This window comes from Arthrobacter sp. TJ-178 (genome assembly GCF_058269275.1).
Map to the genome: position 1 here is coordinate 377,798 of NZ_JBZCNK010000005.1, position 17,551 is coordinate 395,348.

General features: G+C 65.8%; 17 protein-coding genes. 9 read left to right on the top strand and 8 right to left on the bottom strand.

Going from position 1 to position 17,551, the window contains the following annotated elements; genetic code table 11:
* Window positions 1-3 precede the first annotated feature (3 nt).
* From AC4D2Q_RS15425 to AC4D2Q_RS15450, 6 genes are all read right to left on the bottom strand, one after another.
* Window positions 4-1,275, bottom strand: coding sequence for a pseudouridine synthase (locus AC4D2Q_RS15425; protein WP_490947346.1), 1,272 nt, complete (start codon window positions 1,273-1,275; stop codon window positions 4-6).
* A gap of 23 nt (window positions 1,276-1,298) precedes the next feature.
* Window positions 1,299-2,018: an SMC-Scp complex subunit ScpB gene (gene scpB, locus AC4D2Q_RS15430; protein ID WP_490947347.1), complete on the bottom strand. Its 720-nt coding sequence runs from the start codon at window positions 2,016-2,018 to the stop codon at window positions 1,299-1,301.
* Window positions 1,996-2,877: a segregation and condensation protein A gene (locus AC4D2Q_RS15435; protein ID WP_490947348.1), complete on the bottom strand. Its 882-nt coding sequence runs from the start codon at window positions 2,875-2,877 to the stop codon at window positions 1,996-1,998. The genes scpB and AC4D2Q_RS15435 overlap by 23 nt, the downstream gene beginning before the upstream one ends.
* Window positions 2,878-2,882: 5 nt before the next feature.
* On the bottom strand, window positions 2,883-3,782 hold the full coding sequence (locus AC4D2Q_RS15440) for a ParA family protein (protein ID WP_490924907.1): 900 nt from the start codon (window positions 3,780-3,782) through the stop codon (window positions 2,883-2,885).
* Between the two features lie 157 nt (window positions 3,783-3,939).
* The gene (locus tag AC4D2Q_RS15445; protein WP_490947349.1) at window positions 3,940-4,356 is read right to left on the bottom strand and encodes a hypothetical protein; all 417 of its coding nucleotides are present in this window, start codon (window positions 4,354-4,356) and stop codon (window positions 3,940-3,942) included.
* A gap of 188 nt (window positions 4,357-4,544) precedes the next feature.
* Complete coding sequence (locus AC4D2Q_RS15450) at window positions 4,545-5,921, bottom strand: cation:dicarboxylate symporter family transporter (protein WP_490947350.1); 1,377 nt, start codon at window positions 5,919-5,921, stop codon at window positions 4,545-4,547.
* A gap of 226 nt (window positions 5,922-6,147) precedes the next feature.
* On the opposite strand from AC4D2Q_RS15450, the gene AC4D2Q_RS15455 reads away from it, so the two are divergent.
* The 3 genes from AC4D2Q_RS15455 (at window position 6,148) to AC4D2Q_RS15465 (ending at window position 9,210) form a co-directional block, all read left to right on the top strand.
* On the top strand, window positions 6,148-7,851 hold the full coding sequence (locus AC4D2Q_RS15455) for a sensor histidine kinase (protein ID WP_490947351.1): 1,704 nt from the start codon (window positions 6,148-6,150) through the stop codon (window positions 7,849-7,851).
* Window positions 7,841-8,599 (top strand): response regulator, encoded by a 759-nt coding sequence (locus AC4D2Q_RS15460; protein WP_490947352.1) that lies wholly within the window; start codon window positions 7,841-7,843, stop codon window positions 8,597-8,599. Before AC4D2Q_RS15455 ends, AC4D2Q_RS15460 begins: the two co-directional genes overlap by 11 nt.
* A gap of 92 nt (window positions 8,600-8,691) precedes the next feature.
* Window positions 8,692-9,210, top strand: coding sequence for a GNAT family N-acetyltransferase (locus AC4D2Q_RS15465; RefSeq protein ID WP_490947353.1), 519 nt, complete (start codon window positions 8,692-8,694; stop codon window positions 9,208-9,210).
* 23 nt (window positions 9,211-9,233) lie between these two features.
* On the opposite strand, the gene AC4D2Q_RS15470 is transcribed toward AC4D2Q_RS15465, so the two are convergent.
* A complete protein-coding gene (locus AC4D2Q_RS15470; RefSeq protein WP_490947354.1) occupies window positions 9,234-11,213 on the bottom strand; it encodes an AMP-binding protein in 1,980 nt (659 codons plus the stop codon).
* A gap of 205 nt (window positions 11,214-11,418) precedes the next feature.
* On the opposite strand from AC4D2Q_RS15470, the gene AC4D2Q_RS15475 reads away from it, so the two are divergent.
* The 5 genes from AC4D2Q_RS15475 (at window position 11,419) to AC4D2Q_RS15495 (ending at window position 16,303) form a co-directional block, all read left to right on the top strand.
* Complete coding sequence (locus AC4D2Q_RS15475; protein WP_490947355.1) at window positions 11,419-12,141, top strand: GntR family transcriptional regulator; 723 nt, start codon at window positions 11,419-11,421, stop codon at window positions 12,139-12,141.
* The gene (locus AC4D2Q_RS15480) at window positions 12,128-13,645 is read left to right on the top strand and encodes an MmgE/PrpD family protein (protein ID WP_490947356.1); all 1,518 of its coding nucleotides are present in this window, start codon (window positions 12,128-12,130) and stop codon (window positions 13,643-13,645) included. Before AC4D2Q_RS15475 ends, AC4D2Q_RS15480 begins: the two co-directional genes overlap by 14 nt.
* On the top strand, window positions 13,646-14,551 hold the full coding sequence (gene prpB / locus AC4D2Q_RS15485; protein ID WP_490947357.1) for a methylisocitrate lyase: 906 nt from the start codon (window positions 13,646-13,648) through the stop codon (window positions 14,549-14,551).
* Window positions 14,552-14,607: 56 nt separating this feature from the next.
* Complete coding sequence (locus AC4D2Q_RS15490) at window positions 14,608-15,741, top strand: bifunctional 2-methylcitrate synthase/citrate synthase (protein ID WP_490947358.1); 1,134 nt, start codon at window positions 14,608-14,610, stop codon at window positions 15,739-15,741.
* Window positions 15,742-15,859: 118 nt separating this feature from the next.
* Entirely contained in the window at window positions 15,860-16,303 is a 444-nt protein-coding gene (locus AC4D2Q_RS15495; protein WP_490947359.1) for a hypothetical protein, read from the top strand.
* Window positions 16,304-16,342: 39 nt separating this feature from the next.
* On the opposite strand, the gene AC4D2Q_RS15500 is transcribed toward AC4D2Q_RS15495, so the two are convergent.
* The gene (locus AC4D2Q_RS15500; RefSeq protein ID WP_490947360.1) at window positions 16,343-16,990 is read right to left on the bottom strand and encodes a MerR family transcriptional regulator; all 648 of its coding nucleotides are present in this window, start codon (window positions 16,988-16,990) and stop codon (window positions 16,343-16,345) included.
* A 77-nt stretch (window positions 16,991-17,067) separates the two neighbouring features.
* Between AC4D2Q_RS15500 and AC4D2Q_RS15505 the strand changes: the two genes are divergently transcribed.
* A complete protein-coding gene (locus tag AC4D2Q_RS15505; protein ID WP_490947361.1) occupies window positions 17,068-17,547 on the top strand; it encodes a DUF4188 domain-containing protein in 480 nt (159 codons plus the stop codon).
* The last annotated feature ends 4 nt before the right edge of the window (window positions 17,548-17,551 follow it).

Here is a 17,551-nt window from a genome sequence, read left to right on the forward strand (position 1 = left end):
TGCTTAGAGGCCTACGGAGGCCAGCAGGTGGCCAACTTCCGTGCGGCCGAGCACGCGGATGCTGCCCTGGCGCTGGTCGCCCACGCGGATGGGGCCGACCTGGGTGCGGACCAGTCGCTCCACCGGGTGGCCGACGGCCTCGAACATGCGGCGGACAATGCGGTTGCGGCCCGAGTGCAGCACAACCTCAACGAGCAGGTGGCCCGGAGTGGAGTCAACCAGCTTGAAGGAGTCAACCTGCGCGAAGCCGTCTTCGAGGTCCAGGCCTTCACGCATCTGGGCGCCGACGCCGTGCGCCATCGGCCCGCGGACCTGCACGAGGTAGGTCTTGGGAACCTCGTAGGACGGGTGGGTCAGGCGGTTGGCCAGCTCACCGTCGTTCGTCAGCAGCAGCAGGCCCTCGGTGTTGGTGTCCAGGCGGCCCACATGGAACAGACGCTCGTGCTTGTTGGTGCTCTTGAGGAAGTCGCTGATGCACGGACGGCCCTCGGGGTCATCCATGGTGCAGACCACGCCGCTGGGCTTGTTGAAGACGTAGTACTTCAAGTGCTCGTCCAGCTGCAGGCGCATGCCGTCAACATGGATGGCAACCTGGGAGGGGTCCACGCGGACGCCTACCTCGGTGACAACTTCACCGTCGACCTCCACGCGTCCTTCGCGGATCATGTCTTCGCAGACGCGGCGCGATGCCACGCCGGCCTGGGCCATGACCTTCTGCAGGCGGACGCCCTCGGGATCGTGATGATCCGAGATGACGGGCTTCGCCGGACGGCGGGTGGTGGTGCGCTTGACAGTGCCCAGGTTCTGGCCGAAACGCTCGTTGCGGAACGCTCGGTCGCCGCTCTTGCGCTGGCCGGCCTGCGGGCCTCCGGTGCGGGAAGCGCCGCCCTTGGTGCCGTACGGCTTGGCGGCCTTGGGCGCACCGGCCTTGTAGCCCTCGGGCTTGAACTGGCCGGAGCCGGCAGGCCGGGACTCGCCGGAGCCCTTGGAGGCTCCCTTGGGTGCGCCGGATCCCTTGCCGTCAAAAGCCCGTGAGGCCGCTGAGCGGAACTTTTCGGGACGGTTCTCAGCCGATTCTTCGCGGGGGCGGTATCCGTTGGCGCGGAATTCGCCGGCGCTCATGCCGGGGTCGCGCTGGGCGGAGCGGCCGCCGCGGGGTGCGCCGGTGCGGGAGCCAGCGGGCTTGGAGCCCTTGCCGAAGGACTTGCCGCCGGCTGCTCCCCCGCCGCTGCGCGGGTTGTTACGGCCTGATCCGGAGCGGGGTGCCTGTGTCATTAAAAGTCCTTCGGGTGTAGCGGTTAGTAAGTAGTGTCTTCAAATTCAGCCAGGTTTTCCAGCCCGGGCAGGTGCGGTGCGAGCCGCGGAAGTTCGTTCAGGTCGCCCAGCCCCAGCCGTTCCAGGAAATACGGCGTGGTCCGGTACATCATTGATCCGGTCTCGGCTTCCACACCGGCGTCGTCAATGAGTCCGCGCTGAACCAGGGTTCGCACAACGGAGTCAACATTGACACCCCGGATGGCAGAGACCCGCGCCCTGGATACAGGTTGCCGGTAGGCAATCACTGCCAGGGTTTCCAGTGCAGCCTGAGTCAGACGAGCACTCTGGCCGCCCAGGACGAACTTCGAGACCACGGGTGCAAACTCGGCGCGGGAGTAGATCCGCCAGCCGCCGGCCACATCCCGCAGTTCAAAACCTCGCATTGAAGTGAAACTACGTACTGTGCCACCGGGTCCTCCCCCAGTATAACCGTCATACTCACGCTGCAGTTCCGTGAGGACCGCCTGCACCACCGGCACCGCAACCTCCAGGACCGCGGCAAGCTCCTCGGGCGTGACGGGTTCGTCAACCACCATAAGCACCGCTTCCACCGCTGCCCGGAGGTCGGCGGCCGCTTCGGCTGCTGCTGTTTCCGGCAAAGATCCTGCTTCAGCTTCTGCTTCGGCGGCGGGTTCGGAATCCTGTCCGCGCCCGGCGGGAAGCTCCGGAAGCTCCGGTTCAGCCAACGGATTCTGCTGCATGTCTCTCCAAGGGATTGCTCTCAGTAAGGTTGCCCGCTCCCCCGGCGGCCGGCCAGGTCCCGGGTGCCGCGGACCACAGGATCACCAGTTCGCCCAGCGGATCGGGCTGGTCGAAGGACACGGCCGCGTCCCGGAACAGTTCCAGCAGCGCCAGGAACCGGGCCACCGCAACCGAGCTGCCGGCGTCGTCCACCAGCGCGGTGAAGGTCAGCTGTCCAGCTGCCATGAGGCGGCGGGCAATAATGTCCGTCTGCTCCCGCACGCTGACCTTCGGCGCATGCAGATGTGTCAGGCCCACCGTGGCGGGGGCCGGTTCCCGGGGAGTGAGCGCCTTGGTGGCCAGAGCGGCGAAATCCTGCGGGCCGGTGCGCCAAATCAAATCCGGGAGCATGGCCGCAAAATGCGGTTCAAGGCTCACCTGCCGCGGAAAGCGGTCCGCTTCATCCCGGAGCCTGCTGTCCAGGAGGCCGGCAATCTCCTTGAACGCGCGGTACTGAAGGAGCCGGGCGAACAGAAGGTCGCGTGCTTCCAGCACAGCTACGTCTTCAGCGTCCTCCACGTTCCCGGCCGGCAGCAGGCGGGCTGCTTTCAGGTCCAGCAGGGTAGCGGCGATAACAAGGAACTCGCTGGCTTCATCCAGTGCCCAGGCCTGCTCTTCGTTGCCGAGGGCGCGGATGTAGCCGATGAAGTCGTCCGTGACGGCGGCGAGGGCTATTTCGGTGATGTCCAGTTCATGCTTGGAGATCAGTCCCAGGAGGACGTCGAACGGTCCGCTGAAGTTCTCCAGCCGGACCCGGAAGCCGCGGACGGCCGGGGTGGCTGGTTCCGTTGCCGCGGAATCCACAATGCCTGCTGCCACAGCGGTTAGGGGGCACCGCCGCGTGAAATGAGTTCCTTGGCGAGGCGGCGGTAGGAGTCGGCGCCGGGGTGGTTGCCCGCGTAGGTGGTGATGGGCTCCGCGGCCACGGTGGCGTCGGCAAACTTGATGGTCCGCTTGATGACGGTCTCGAAGACCTTGTCGCCGAAAGCTTCCACGAGGCGGGAGATGACTTCGCGGCTGTGGAGCGTCCGTGCGTCATACATGGTAGCCAGGACGCCGTCGATCTGGAGGCCGGGGTTGAGCCGGTCCTGGACCTTTTCGATGGTTTCCACGAGGAGTGCGACCGCGCGGAGGGCGAAGAACTCGCAGATCAGCGGGATGATGACGCCGTGGGCGGCGGTCAGCGCGTTGACGGTCAGCAGCCCCAGGGAGGGCTGGCAGTCAATGAGGATGACGTCGTAGTCATCTGAAACCTTGCGCAGCGCGCGTTCCAGGACCTGTTCGCGGGCCACCTCGTTGACCAGCTGCACTTCGGCAGCGGAGAGGTCAATGTTGGCGGGCAGCAGGTCGATGTTTTCGATGCCGGTCTCGTGGATGGCCTCGCGGATGTCCACCTTGCGGTCCATCAGCACGTTGTAGACGGTGAGGTCCAACTCATGCGGGTTGGTGCCCAGGCCTGCGGAAAGTGCACCCTGCGGATCGAAGTCCACGAGCAGCACCTTGCGGCCGGCTTCCGCCAGGGCGGCACCGAGGTTGATGGTGGACGTGGTCTTGCCCACGCCGCCCTTCTGGTTCACCATGGCGATGATCCGGGCGGGACCGTGCGAGCTGAGCACCGGAGGTTCGGGGAATTCCGTCAGCGGGCGTCCGGTCGGTCCCATCACGGAATCGGCCCCGTCCAGTGTTGCGTCCTGCAGAGTTGTTGAACTCTGATCGCTGCTCACGTATTAATCCACGCTTCCGTCTCTAGCTGTCCTGCCGGCTGTCCCTGTCAAGATTACAGCCGTGCAACACCTATACCGCGAATCGGCGCCGCGAGGACCCGCGAGCCTTTACTCTCAACTAGAGGTCGAACGTTGGGCTTGGGGCACTGCGGGCACCTCATCTGCACTGCCGTTGGGCATCGAGGCGTTCCATCACGGCGAGCAAAGCCACGATGCAGAAAACGAAGGCCAGGGCGGCGGCAACGGAGGAAGCAACGCCTTGGACTCCCCTCCGGACCGGCTCGCCAAGGACGAAGGCGTGCACCATGAGCGCTGCCACGCAGGCGGCGCTCACCGCCATGCGGGGCTCACGGCGCAACGTTTTGCTTAGCAGGAGAACGATCGGGATGCCCACGCCGGCCAGGGCGAGCAAGGCCACTTCGACGAGGAGCACCGTCCGGGGATCCACCCTTTGGATGCTCGGCGGATCGGATGCGAGCAGGACGGAGATCGAGGCCAGACTCAGCAGCACAATTCCGGCCAGCACCGGCACCAACGCACCCCGGTAGATTTCCTGCATCGGGACGGGCTTCATGATCCAACCTTCCGGCGGGTCCAGCTGCGACGGCTGCCGCACAGACAGCTCCTTGGACGCCACCCTAACCGCCGTGCGGAGCCGGGTACAGCAACCGGTACGGCACGGTGGATACGGCGAAGGGCGCCTCCGCAGGTAGCGGAAGCGCCCTTAGCGCCGGACTGAATCCGGTTATGGAACCCGTGCGGTTAGCGGACCGCGGTGGTTTCCAGCTCGGCGTCGGGAGCCTGCTGTTCCCCGTGGCCATCCGTTTCCATCGTGGATTCGTCGAACGGTCGTTCGCGGTTCAGCACCGCGGTGACCTGTTCCTTGTCGATTTCCTTGGTCCAGGTACCGATCAGGACGGTGGCGACGGCGTTGCCGGTGAAGTTGGTCAGCGCACGGGCTTCGGACATGAAGCGGTCGATGCCGACAATCAGGCCAACGCCCTCCACCAGATCCGGGCGGTGTGACTGCAGTCCGCCGGCCAGGGTGGCCAGGCCGGCGCCGGTGACGCCGGCGGCTCCCTTGGAGGCAATGATCATGAAGACCAGCAGGGAAATCTGTTCGCCGAGTTCCAGCGGCATGTTCATGGCGGAGGCCACGAACAGGGCGGACATCGTCAGGTAGATGGCGGTGCCGTCCAGGTTGAAGGAGTATCCGGTGGGCACGGTCACGCCAACCACGGGCTTGGAAACACCCAGGTGCTCCATCTTGGCGATCAGCCGCGGCAGGGCGACCTCGGAGGAAGACGTGGAGAAGATGAGCAGGTACTCGCGGCCCAGGTAGCGCATGAGCTTGAAGATGTTCACCCCGGTGCAGACCTTCAGGACGCTGCCGAGGACCACGGCGATGAACAGTGCACAGGTGATGTAGAAGGCGATCATCAGCACGGCCATGCTCTTGATGGCTTCGATTCCGGTTTCGCCGACGACGGCGGCAATGGCACCGAAGGCACCCACGGGCGCCAGCCACATCACCATGACCAGGATGCGGAAGACCAGCTTCTGCAGGTGGCCGATGAACGTGAGGATGGGGGTTCCGGCGGAACCCATCTTCTGCAGGGCAAAACCGACCAGCAGTGCAACGAAGAGGGTCTGCAGGATGCTTTCGCCGGTGAGCGAAGCCAGCAGCGTGGTGGGAATGATGCTCAGGACAAAGCCGGAAAGGCCTTCGGCGTCTTCGGCTGCCTTCGGGGCGTTCTCAGCGCCGGCGGCCAGGTCCAGGCCCTCGCCCGGGTGGATCAGGTTTCCCACCACCAGGCCGATGGCCAGGGCGAAGGTGGACATGACAATGAAGTAGCCCAGGGCCAGGCCGCCCACCTTGCCCACGGTGGCTGCTTTGGCGATCGAGCCGATGCCGAGGACAATTGTGCAGAAGATGATCGGCGCGATCATCATCTTGATGAGCGAGATGAATGCGGTCCCGATCGGCTTCAGGCCCTTGGCGAACTCAGGCGCCATCAGTCCCAGCGCAGCACCGAGGACCACCGCGAGAATAACCGCGATGTACAGAAAGTGTGTCTTGTCCTTCTTGCGCGGGCTCTTCGGTGAGCCCGCGCGTCCGGAAATGGTGGCAGATGCCATGCTGTGCTGCTCCTAGGCTTGGTTGCTGATCTGTTCCTGAGCGGCACCGGGACTGCGGTTCTCCGGGTGCGGAGCCGTGCGGAAATCGCCGGGAACAATAAGTCTTCAGCAGCCATCGTGTCGCGCCCCTGTGACCACTGTCACGATTGTGGTCATACTGTTCCCGGCCCGGGAACTTAATCCGGGGCATACCGGCCGTCAAGGCACCAAGCAGGAAAGAAGATCATTGCGCAAATGGAGTTTGGCCAGCCGGCTGCTTGTGGGGCAGCTGGTGTTTATTGTGTGCTTTTCGGCAGGGCTGTCCTGGACGCTCTACCAGCAGGCCGAGCGCCACAGCTTTGAAGAAACCGCAGACATGATGCTTGCCGTGGCCGGAACCGTGGCCGCGGATCCGCTGGTCCTGGAATCCGTGACCGCCAATCCGCCCGGCGCCAACCTGCAGCCCTACGCGCAGGATGTGATGGATGCATCCGGGATCGATTTCCTCACGGTCATGGCACCGGACCGCACCCGGTTCACCCACCGCAACGAAGCCCAGATCGGCAAGCCCTATCTGGGCTCGGTGGAGCAGGCACTTGCCGGAAAGTCCTTTACCGAAACCTACGCCGGCACCCTGGGACCGTCCGTGCGCGCCGTCGTCCCCGTCCTCGGCGCCGACGGCGAGGTGAAGGCCCTGGTGGCGGCGGGCATCACTGTTGACCGCGTCGCCGTCGCCCGCAATGCCGAGCTGCCAACAGTCTTCCTGATTTCCGTGGCCGCCCTGGCCTTCGGAACGCTCGCTGCGTATGCGCTCAGCCGCTACCTCCGGCGCACCACCTCGGACCGCAGGCCGGATGAACTGCTGAGCATGTTTGCGTTCTACGACTCGGCCCTGCATTCACTGCGTGAAGGAGTGCTGCTGCTGAACCGGGACGGTGATCTGGTGCTGTACAACAACCGGGCAGCCGCACTGCTGGGGCTCCCGGCCGAGCGCGGTGACCGGCCCCGGGATCCCCGGGAGCTGGGCCTGCCGCTTCCCCTCGCCGAGCTGCTGCGCGGCGGCCGCACGGCGGAAGATGAATTCCACTTTGCCAGTGAACGGATCCTGGTGGTGAACCAGTCTCCGGTCCTCGCGCCGGCGCCCAAGGGGATATTGCGCGGCTCGGCGCGGACCGCGCCGCCAAAACGCATAGGTACGGTCACCACGCTGCGGGACCACACCGACATAGAAGCACTGACCGGAGAACTGCAGTCCATGCACACCCTGACCGAAGCGCTCCAGGCGCAGGCACATGAACACGCGAACCGGCTGCATACGCTGGTCTCCCTCATCGAGCTGAACCGCCCCCAGGATGCCCTGGCGTTCGCCACCTTGGACCTGGAGCAGTCCCAGCAGCTCGCGGACGACGTCGTCGCCGCCGTGGGCGAACCGGCCCTCGCCGCCCTGCTGACCGGCAAGGCGGTCCAGGCCCGCGAGCGCGGCATCAGCCTGCTCATCGATCTTTCTGCGGCCGGATCTGAAACCGGCACTCCGCTGGGACTGGACCCGGGAGAGCTGGTGACCATAGCGGGAAACCTGATCGACAACGCGTTCGACGCCGTGTCCGGGGCCGGGGCGCCAACGGTGAGCGCCCGGTTTGCCCTGGTGGAGGACGACGACGGCGCCCCCGGCTTCGAGATCACGGTGCAGGACAATGGCCCGGGCATTCCGGAACTCTCCACGGAACAGGTATTTCATCAGGGCTTCAGCACCAAGGATCCCAAGGTGCTGCTCCCCTCCGGCACCGGTGGTGTTTCAGGCACCGGACGGGGCATCGGACTGCCGCTGGTCCGCCAAGCAGTGCTGCGGCTGGACGGCACGCTCCGGCTTGACCCGGGCGGACAGCCGGGCCGCGGCGCCTGCTTTACGGTCGTACTCCCCCTCGCAGTGGCGGCCAGCCATGAACACTGACCGGGACATCAGCGTCCTCGTGGTGGAAGACGAGGGCATAGCGGCGCAGGCGCACGCGGAGTATGTGCGCCGCAGCCCGGGATTTGCACTGGCCGGCGTCGTGCACACCGGCACCGAGGCCATCACGTTCCTCAATGCCTCCGCCACCGGGCGAAGCGGCACCGTCTCGGACGGAGGCCTGCCCGTACACGGCGGTGAAACCTCCGGGCCGGCGGTGGATTTGATCCTGCTGGACATGAACCTCCCGGACCTGCACGGGCTGGATGTCCTGCGCCGGATCCGCGGCGCCGGGGTCCCCGCCGATGTCATTGCCGTTACCGCAGTCCGGGATCTCGCCGTCGTCCGCAGCGCCATGTCCGCGGGGATTGCGCAGTACCTCATCAAGCCGTTCACGTTTTCGGCATTCAGCGCCAAGCTGGCCTCCTACCGCGAATACCACCTGAACCTTGCCGGGCAGGGCCTGTCCGCCACCCAGTCGGAGGTGGACCGTGCCCTGGCCGCCCTTCGTCCCAGTGTGGCTGCAGCACTGCCCAAGGGCCTGTCACCCGAAACGCTCGAGGCGGTGTCAGAGACGCTGAAGAATGCTTCCGCCCCCATGTCGGCCAGTGAGGTCTCCGCCGCGCTGACGATGTCCCGGATTACTGTCCGGCGCTACCTGGAGCATCTGGACGAGCAGCGGGCAGTGGCCCGGAATCCCCGCTACGGCACCCGCGGCCGGCCCGAGCTGGAGTATCACTGGCGGCGGTAGCTGCTGGAGTGGCTCCCGACCGTACAGCAGTGCCGATGCCTCCCGCCGGCGCGGCGCAGGACCCTGGAGGCACGCGCCAGTACTATCGCCGGATGGCTTCTCTTATGCATCCGGATGAAAAGTTCCACGCCGCCTGGCTGGAGTGTGCCGCCGACTTCGAGGGCGCCCACCGGGACGGGGCAGGCGGCGAAGAATGGCTGCTGGAAGACCTGCGGGATCCCGGCGCATTCCGGCGGTTCGTGGCGGAACTCAAGGCTCAGGCCGTGCCGGGCACTGTCCTTAAGCCCGGTTACGTTCCCTGCACCCATCTGTGGATCGTCGAGGATGAAACCGTCATCGGGTTCCTGGGCATTCGGCATGAGCTGAACGACTTTCTGCTGAACCAAGGCGGTCACATCGGTTACAGCGTGCGGCCGTCAGCGCGCCGCCGCGGACACGCCGCCCAGGCACTGAGAAACGCCCTGCCCTTCGCCTACTCGCTGGGAATCTCCCCGGTCCTGGTCACCTGCGATGAAGACAATGCCGGGTCCCGGGCAACCATCGAGAAGAACGGCGGCATCCTGGAGGACATCCGTCACGGCAAGCGCCGCTACTGGATCGCGACCGCCTAGACGCGCACAAGCCGCCGGGGTCCTCACATGCCCGGACGCAGCAGCGGCAGCAGCGCATCGATAACCCCCGGATCCTCGATGGTGGAGGGCACCGTGTAGGCATCGCCGTCGGCAATCTGGCGCATGGTCTTGCGCAGGATCTTGCCGGAGCGGGTCTTGGGCAGCGCTTCCACCACCTGTACGTCCTTGAAGTCGGCCACCGGCCCGATGGATTCGCGCACCAGTTTCACCAGGTCCGCGCGCAGCTCCTCCACCCCCACAACAGAGCCCGCCTTCAGCACCACATACCCGCACGGCCGCTGGCCCTTGAGGGAATCAGCCACTCCGATCACGGCGCACTCGGCCACGGCGGGGTGCGATGCCACAATCTGCTCCATTGCACCGGTGGAGAGGCGGTGCCCGGAGACGTTAATGACGTCGTCGGTGCGGCCCATCACGAATACGTAGCCGTCCTCGTCCACGTAACCGGAGTCCCCGGTGGTGTAGCAGCCTTCGAAGATCTCCAGGTAGGAGGACCGGAAGCGGTCATCGCTGCCCCACAGTGTAGTGAGCGTACCCGGCGGCAGCGGCAGGCGCAGCACAATGTTGCCCTCCTGCCCGGCGGGGACCTCCGCACCGGAGCCGTCCACAATCGCGAGCGAGAATCCGGGCACGGGCACGGTGGCGGAACCGGCTTTGACCGGCAGTTGTTCCAGCCCCAGCGGATTGGCACAGATCGCCCAGCCGGTTTCGGTCTGCCACCAGTGGTCCACCACGGGCACATCCAGCGCCCGCCCTGCCCAGGCGAAGGTCTCCGGGTCCAGCCGCTCCCCCGCGACAAACAGGGTCCGCAGCACGGACAGGTCATAGTTCTCCATCAGGGCCGCATCAGGATCCGCCTTGCGGATGGCCCGCAGCGCCGTGGGTGCAGTGAACAGGACATCCACCCGGTGCTCGTCCGCCACCCGCCAGAAGGCGCCGGCATCGGGCGTCCCCACGGGTTTGCCTTCGTACAGCACGGTGGTGGCTCCGGCGATCAGCGGCGCGTACACAATGTAGGAGTGGCCCACCACCCAGCCCACGTCCGAGGCGGTCCACATCACCTGATCCGGGCCGACGTCGTAAATGTTGCGCATGGACCAGGCGAGCGCGACGGCGTGGGAGCCGTTGTCGCGCACCACCCCCTTGGGCGCGCCGGTGGTTCCGGAGGTGTACAGGATGTACAGCGGATCCGTGGCGGCTACGGAGACCGGCCCGGCGGGCTGCGCCTTTGCGGCGAGCGCATCCCAGTCGTGCCAGGCGGCGCCGTCCGCGCCGTCGTACTCGGAGACGCTGTGGGTGAATCCCTCGCGTTCGGCAACCACCACATGGTTCACACGGTGCGTTGCGGCGGCGAGCGCGGCAGCAACGTTGGGGAGGTACTCCACGGTGCGCTTGGGCTCCATCCCGCCGCTGGCGGTGACGACGACGGCGGGTGTGGCGTCGTCGATGCGCGCTGCCAGTTCCTTGGGGGCAAAGCCGCCGAACACGACGGAGTGGATGGCACCCAGCCGGGCTGCGGCCAGCATGGCAATGACCGCCTGCGGAATCATGGGCAGGTAGATGATGACCCGGTCCCCGGCCTTCACCCCTAGCCCGCGGAGCACTCCGGCAAAGGTTTCCACTTCGGCCAAAAGCTGGTTGTAGCTGTAGGTGCGGGAGGTTCCCAGCATCGCGGAGTCATAAATGAGGGCTGCGCTCTCTCCCCTGCCGGCGGCCACATGCCGGTCCAGGGCGTTGTAACTGGTGTTCAGGTACGCGTCGGGGAACCAGCGGTAGAGCGGAGCGGCGGAATCGTCGAGGGCACGCTGCGGAGCGCTGTCCCAGTCCACGAGGGAGGCAGCCTCCAGCCAGAAGCTTTCGGGATCTTCGAGGCTGCGGGCATAGGCCTGCGCATATCCGGCGTCCGCTGCCCCGGCAGTGCCTTGGGGGCGGGCGGCAGCGGTCACGGGTGCTTCATTTCCTGCATCCAGGCCAGAGCTCATGAATCCTCCTCGATTCGATGTGATAGCCATCACCTTAGGGCAGTGCGTATGCGGCTTACAACTGCCCCGTGTATACATGACGCCATGCAACGACGCGCCCCGGGTGCTTTTAGCGCCGAGTAGGTCTGGTTGTGTATACACTGATGAGCAACATCACATTCGGACCGCCTGCCAGCAGGTTGCCCGCCGCTGGAAAGGAGCACCTGTGAGGGCCAGTGACCGCGCCTACCGGGCGCTCCGCGAAGACATCGTGGCCGGCAGGCTTGTTCCGGGAACCGTTCTGGGTGAGGTGGAACAGTCCCAGCGTCTGGGAATCTCCCGCACCCCGCTCCGTGAAGCCCTCAGCCGGCTGACTGCGGACGGGCTGGCCGCGCCGCACAACGGGCGCGGCGTCGTCGTCACCTCCATCTCGCCGGAAACCGTGACCGATCTCTTTGAGCTGCGCCAGGCGCTGGAGTGCAAAGCTGCCGCGCTGGCCGCCACCCGCGGGGTTCCGGAAGTCTTCGCCGGACTGCGGCGGGAATTCGAGAATGCGGCCGACCTCATCGTTGAGGACTCCGGGACGGATCCGTCCCGCTCCGGGTACTACGCCCTCGTGGCCCGCCTGGATGAGGCCATCGACTCCGCCGCGGCGAACGCCTACCTCACCCAGGCACTGGCCAACGTGCGCCTGCACCTGGCCCGCGTCCGCCGGCTGGCCAAGGACAACCCCCGCAGACTGCTCGCCACCGCCGGCGAACACGCCACCATTGCCGAGGCCATCGCTGCCGGTGATCCTGCCCTGGCATCGGCTGCCACATCCGTTCACCTGCACAAGAGCCTTGAACACTTCCTCGCCGCCGCTGATCCGCAGTCGGCCGGCACCACTGAACGTTCCACAGCAAAGCAAACACCACGTCCCGAAAGGACATCCCATGAATCTCCATAAGGTGCGGGTCCACCGCAGCGATGAGAACCTGGCCCGCGAAGACCAGCTGGCCTATAAGATCGCGGAGGTCGCCGCTGACCCCGTTGCCGTGACTGACGAGGTCACGGACATGGTCATCAACCGCATCATCGACAACGCCTCGGTGGCCGTCGCCTCCCTGAACCGCGGACCCATCGTCGCCGCCCGCGCCCAGGCACTGTCCTTCTCCCCCTCCGCGCACGGCAACGGTTCGGCCGTGTTCGGCGTCGAGCAGAAGACCTCTCCGGAATGGGCAGCCTGGGCCAACGGCGTTGCCGTTCGTGAACTGGACTACCACGACACGTTCCTGGCCGCCGAGTACTCCCACCCCGGTGACAACATTCCCCCGCTGCTCGCCGTCGCCCAGCACACCGGCGCCTCCGGAGCCGATCTGATCCGCGGCATCGCCACCGGCTACGAAATCCAGGTTGACCTGGTCAAGGCGATCTGCCTGCACAAGCACAAGATCGACCACGTTGCCCACCTCGGCCCGTCCGCAGCCGCCGGCATCGGCACCCTGCTGGGCCTGGACGTCAACACCATCTTCCAGGCCGTGGGCCAGGCGCTGCACACCACCACCGCCACCCGCCAGTCCCGCAAGGGCGAAATCTCCACCTGGAAGGCCCACGCTCCGGCGTTCGCCGGCAAGATGGCAGTGGAGGCCGTGGACCGCGCCATGCGCGGACAGACCTCCCCCACCCCGATCTACGAGGGTGAAGACGGCGTCATTGCCTGGATGCTGGACGGCCCCGACGCCGCCTACGAAGTTCCGCTGCCCGAACCCGGCGAAGCCAAGCGCGCCATCCTGGACACCTACACCAAGGAACACTCCGCCGAGTACCAGGCCCAGGCCTGGATTGACCTGGCCCGCAAGATCCACCGCGAACACCCGGAGGCAGCCGATGCCTCCAAGGTGGCCAGCGTGCTGATCGCCACCTCGCACCACACCCACTACGTCATCGGTTCCGGCGCCAATGATCCGCAGAAGTACGATCCCACGGCCTCCCGCGAGACCCTGGACCACTCCATTCCGTACATCTTCACCGTTGCCCTGCAGGACGGCTCCTGGCACCACGTGGATTCCTACGCGCCCGAGCGTGCCGGCCGCGCGGACACCGTGGAGCTGTGGAACAAGGTCACCACGGTGGAAGATCCGGAATGGACCCGCCGCTACCACTCGCTGGACATCAACGAAAAGGCCTTCGGCGGCAAGGTCACCATCGTCCTGACCGACGGCACCGAGATCACCGATGAAATCGCCGTCGCCGACGCGCATCCGCTGGGCGCCAAACCGTTTGCCCGCGAGCAGTACATCAACAAGTTCCGCACCCTGGCCGCCGGCCTGGTCTCCGAAGAGGAGATCGAGCGGTTCCTGACCACCGCCGCGCGCCTGCCCGAACTGGCCGCCGGCGAGCTGGACCAGCTGAACATCACCGCAGCCGACGGCGTCATTGACCCGGCCAACGCCCCGAAGGGACTCTTCTAAATGCTGTACTCCTCCGTCACTCCCGAAGCCAAGCGCATTGCCTTCCGCGAAGGCCTTGCCTCCGGCACGCTCCAGCAGTTCCCGGGAGCGTTCAACCCGCTCTCTGCCCGCCTGATCGAGGAAAAGGGGTTCGACGGCGTTTACATCTCCGGCGCGGTCCTCGCCAATGATCTCGGCCTGCCGGACATCGGCCTGACCACCCTGACCGAGGTGGCCACCCGCGCCGGGCAGATCGCCCGGATGACGGACCTGCCTGCCATCGTGGACGCCGACACCGGCTTCGGTGAGCCGATGAACGTAGCCCGTTCCATTCAGGAACTCGAGAACGCGGGCCTGGCCGGCTGCCACATCGAGGACCAGTTCAACCCGAAGCGCTGCGGCCACCTGGACGGCAAGAACGTCGTGGACCTGGACACCGCCACCAAGCGGATCCGTGCCGCCGCCGATGCCCGCCGGGATCCGAACTTCCTGATCATGGCCCGCACCGACATCCGCGCCGTGGACGGCCTCGAAGCCGCCCAGGACCGTGCCCGCGCGCTCGTCGAGGCCGGAGCGGACGCCATCTTCCCCGAGGCCATGAAGACGCTGGAGGAATTCGCCGCCATGCGCGACGCCGTCGACGTGCCGATCCTGGCCAACATGACGGAGTTCGGCAAGAGCGAGCTGTTCAGCTATGACGAGCTGGCCTCGGTGGGCGTGAACATGGTGATCTACCCGGTCACCCTGCTGCGCAGTGCCATGGGTGCCGCCGAGCGCACGCTGGACACCATCAAGGCCAAGGGCACCCAGCAGGACGATGTGCCCAATATGCTCACCCGTGCGCGTTTGTACGATCTGGTGGATTATGAAGCCTACAACCGCTTCGACACCTCCGTCTTTAACTTCCAGATCCCGGGCCAGCACTAATACGGGCGCCGGAATCCACCAGCAGCACCCCCACCGCGACAAAGGAGTCTTTCGTTATGACAGATGAGCAAATCCACAAGGGACTGGCCGGTGTCCTCGTGGACACGACCAGCATTTCCAAGGTCAACCCGGAATCCAACTCGCTGCTGTACCGCGGCTACCCGGTCCAGGAACTGGCTGCGCACTGCAGCTTCGAGGAGGTGGCTTACCTGCTGTGGAACGGCGAGCTGCCCACCGCCGATGAGCTCGCTGAGTTCACGTCGGGTGAGCGTGCCCAGCGGGCTCTCTCCCCCGAGCTGAAGGCCGTTATCGACGCCCTGCCGGTGACCTGCCATCCGATGGATGTCTGCCGCACGGCCGCCTCCGTCCTGGGTGCCTCCCATGAGCTGGCCGAGGATTCCTCGGTGCAGGCCAACATGGAAAAGTCGGTAAGCCTCTTCGCTGCCATGCCTGCAGTGGTGGCCTATGACCAGCGCCGCCGCCGCGGCCAGGACGTGGTGGAACCCCGCGACGATCTGGACTACTCGGCGAACTTCCTCTGGATGACCTTCGGCGAGGAAGCCGCCCCCGAGGTGGTGGAAGCGTTCAATGTGTCGATGATCCTGTACGCGGAGCACTCCTTCAACGCCTCCACGTTCACGGGCCGCGTCATCACCTCCACCCTCTCGGACCTGCACTCGGCGGTCACCGGTGCGATCGGCGCCCTCAAGGGCCCGCTGCACGGCGGCGCCAACGAGGCCGTCATGCACACCTTCGAGGAGATCACCGCCAGCGCGGGCGACGGCGATGTTGCCGCCCACGCGGCGGGCTGGCTGGACACCGCACTGGCGGACAAAAAGAAGATCATGGGCTTCGGCCACCGCGTGTACAAGAACGGCGACTCGCGGGTGCCCACCATGAAGGCGTCCATGGACAAGATGGTCAAGCACTACAACCGGGAGGACCTGGGCGAGCTGTACACGGCACTGGAGTCCGCCATGGGTGAGCGCAAGAACATCCTGCCGAACCTGGATTACCCGGCCGGACCGGTTTACCACATGATGGGTTTTGATACGCCCACCTTCACGCCGCTGTTCGTGGCCGCCCGGATCACCGGCTGGACGGCACACATCATGGAGCAGCTGGAAGCCAATTCCCTGATCCGCCCGCTCAGCGCCTATGACGGCCCTGAGGAACGGCACGTGGGCTAACCAGCCACAGCTTCGCGCTCCGCAAGCGCCCGCTGCAGGAATTCCTGCGGTGGGCGCTTGCGTGTTTGGACTCTCCCGTCCGGCGTATACAGTTCCTGCTAACCCGGAAGGAAAAACCATGAAGCCAGGCTGGGAACTAACCTTGATTCTTGCTGCTTCGGCGGTTTTTGCTGTCTCCTGCAGTGCCGATGGGCGGCCAACGGCGCCGGATCCCGCGGATGCCTGGGCTGACGAGGTTTATCAGCTGCAGCAGGACATCACGTCCCAACGCGGGGACGGGGAATTTACAGAGACCCGAATGGGCGGAGGAGCCGTTTCCGCCGGCGAAGAGGGCAGTCTGAGATTCGATCCCATCGTTTCGGGGCCGATAGCTGCGAGCTTTCTCTGTGACACCGGAACCGTCTCCGTCTCGATGGCCGGAGGAGCGCCCGCCGACGTGGATTGCGGGCAGGTGAAGATCTTCAGCGGTGTGGAACCCTATGAGTTCGGCACAGGGCTCATGATTACCGTCGCCTCCGATGCGGAAACCCGTTGGGCCGTGGAGTTCAGGTCACTCGGTTAGGGAGCGACCAAGCAGAGCGTTCGTCCTAATCTCAGGGAATCATTCCCGCCGGATGTCTTCGGCAGGAACAGCAGGCGGGGCTGCCGAAAAGATCCGTGCGGAGGCATCCTGATGGGCCAGCCGCCGCAGTGCCAGCAGCAGCGGCTCCACCAGGACCGTCCCGAGCATGACGTACCTCAGTGCTGCAGCGGGGCTGCCCCGGGGAACCTCTTCCACCTCACGGGCGGCAACCTTGCCCATGGCCGAGGCATACATGTCCAGAAACCCTTCGGGTGGCTCAAATCCTGCATCCTCGAGTCCCCGAAGTGCCTGTTCCAGACGGGAGCGGGAGTCATGGTCTTCGGGATCCACGCTCCATCCCCACTTCTCCAGCAGGGCATCGGCCCGGGGGTGGCTCGTGGAGGACTCCGGCAGCGCCGCCGCCGCGTGGGCCGCGATCCCCAGCAGGTCATGCGCGGATTCCGGCGGATCATCCAGCTGCTGCAGGACGTTTCCCGCTTCGGTCACAGAAAGATTTCCCGGTCCCAAAAGAGCGCGGACCAAACGGAGCCTGCCCAGATGACTGTCATCGTACTGCGCCTGGCGGGGCGCGGTGAGGCGGCCGTCATGGAGCAGTCCAACGCGCAGGTAGTACTTGATGGTGGCCACCGGGACACTGCTCTGCTCGGCCAGTTCTGAGATACGCATACAAACCCCCTTGTGCTGGATAGTGTAACTCTCTAGTTTGGATACCATCACTATCCAGACATCCGGAGGGAGCCGTCATGGCTCGCATCTATCCCCAGCGCAGAAACCATTCGCACGACGGCCCGCTTGTGGTTTTCCTGATCGGCATGCGGATCAACAAACCCTGGCGGCCGGACCTGTGGCTGCCGGCCTTCGCGGCCATGCCGCGGATGCTCGCTGAGCTCTCCGCCGACCCGGAGTCCGGCCTCCTGGGCTACCGGATCACGGTCGGTTCCGGCGGCCCAACGGTAATCCAGTACTGGAAGACCCCGGAGCAGCTCTATGCCTACGCGTCCCAACCCAGCGCAGAGCACCGGCCCGCGTGGGCCGCCTTCAACCGGGCTGCCCGGAAGGCGCCCGGTAGCGTGGGCATTTGGCACGAGACGTTTGTGGTGGACCGGGCAGAGTCCATGTACGTCGGAATGCCCACCACCGGACTTGCCAAGGTCACGGCAGTGCAGGATTCAGGCTCCGGGAGCCGGGCCGCGGACCGGTTGGGGCCGGCGGCAGCAGCCTAGTTCC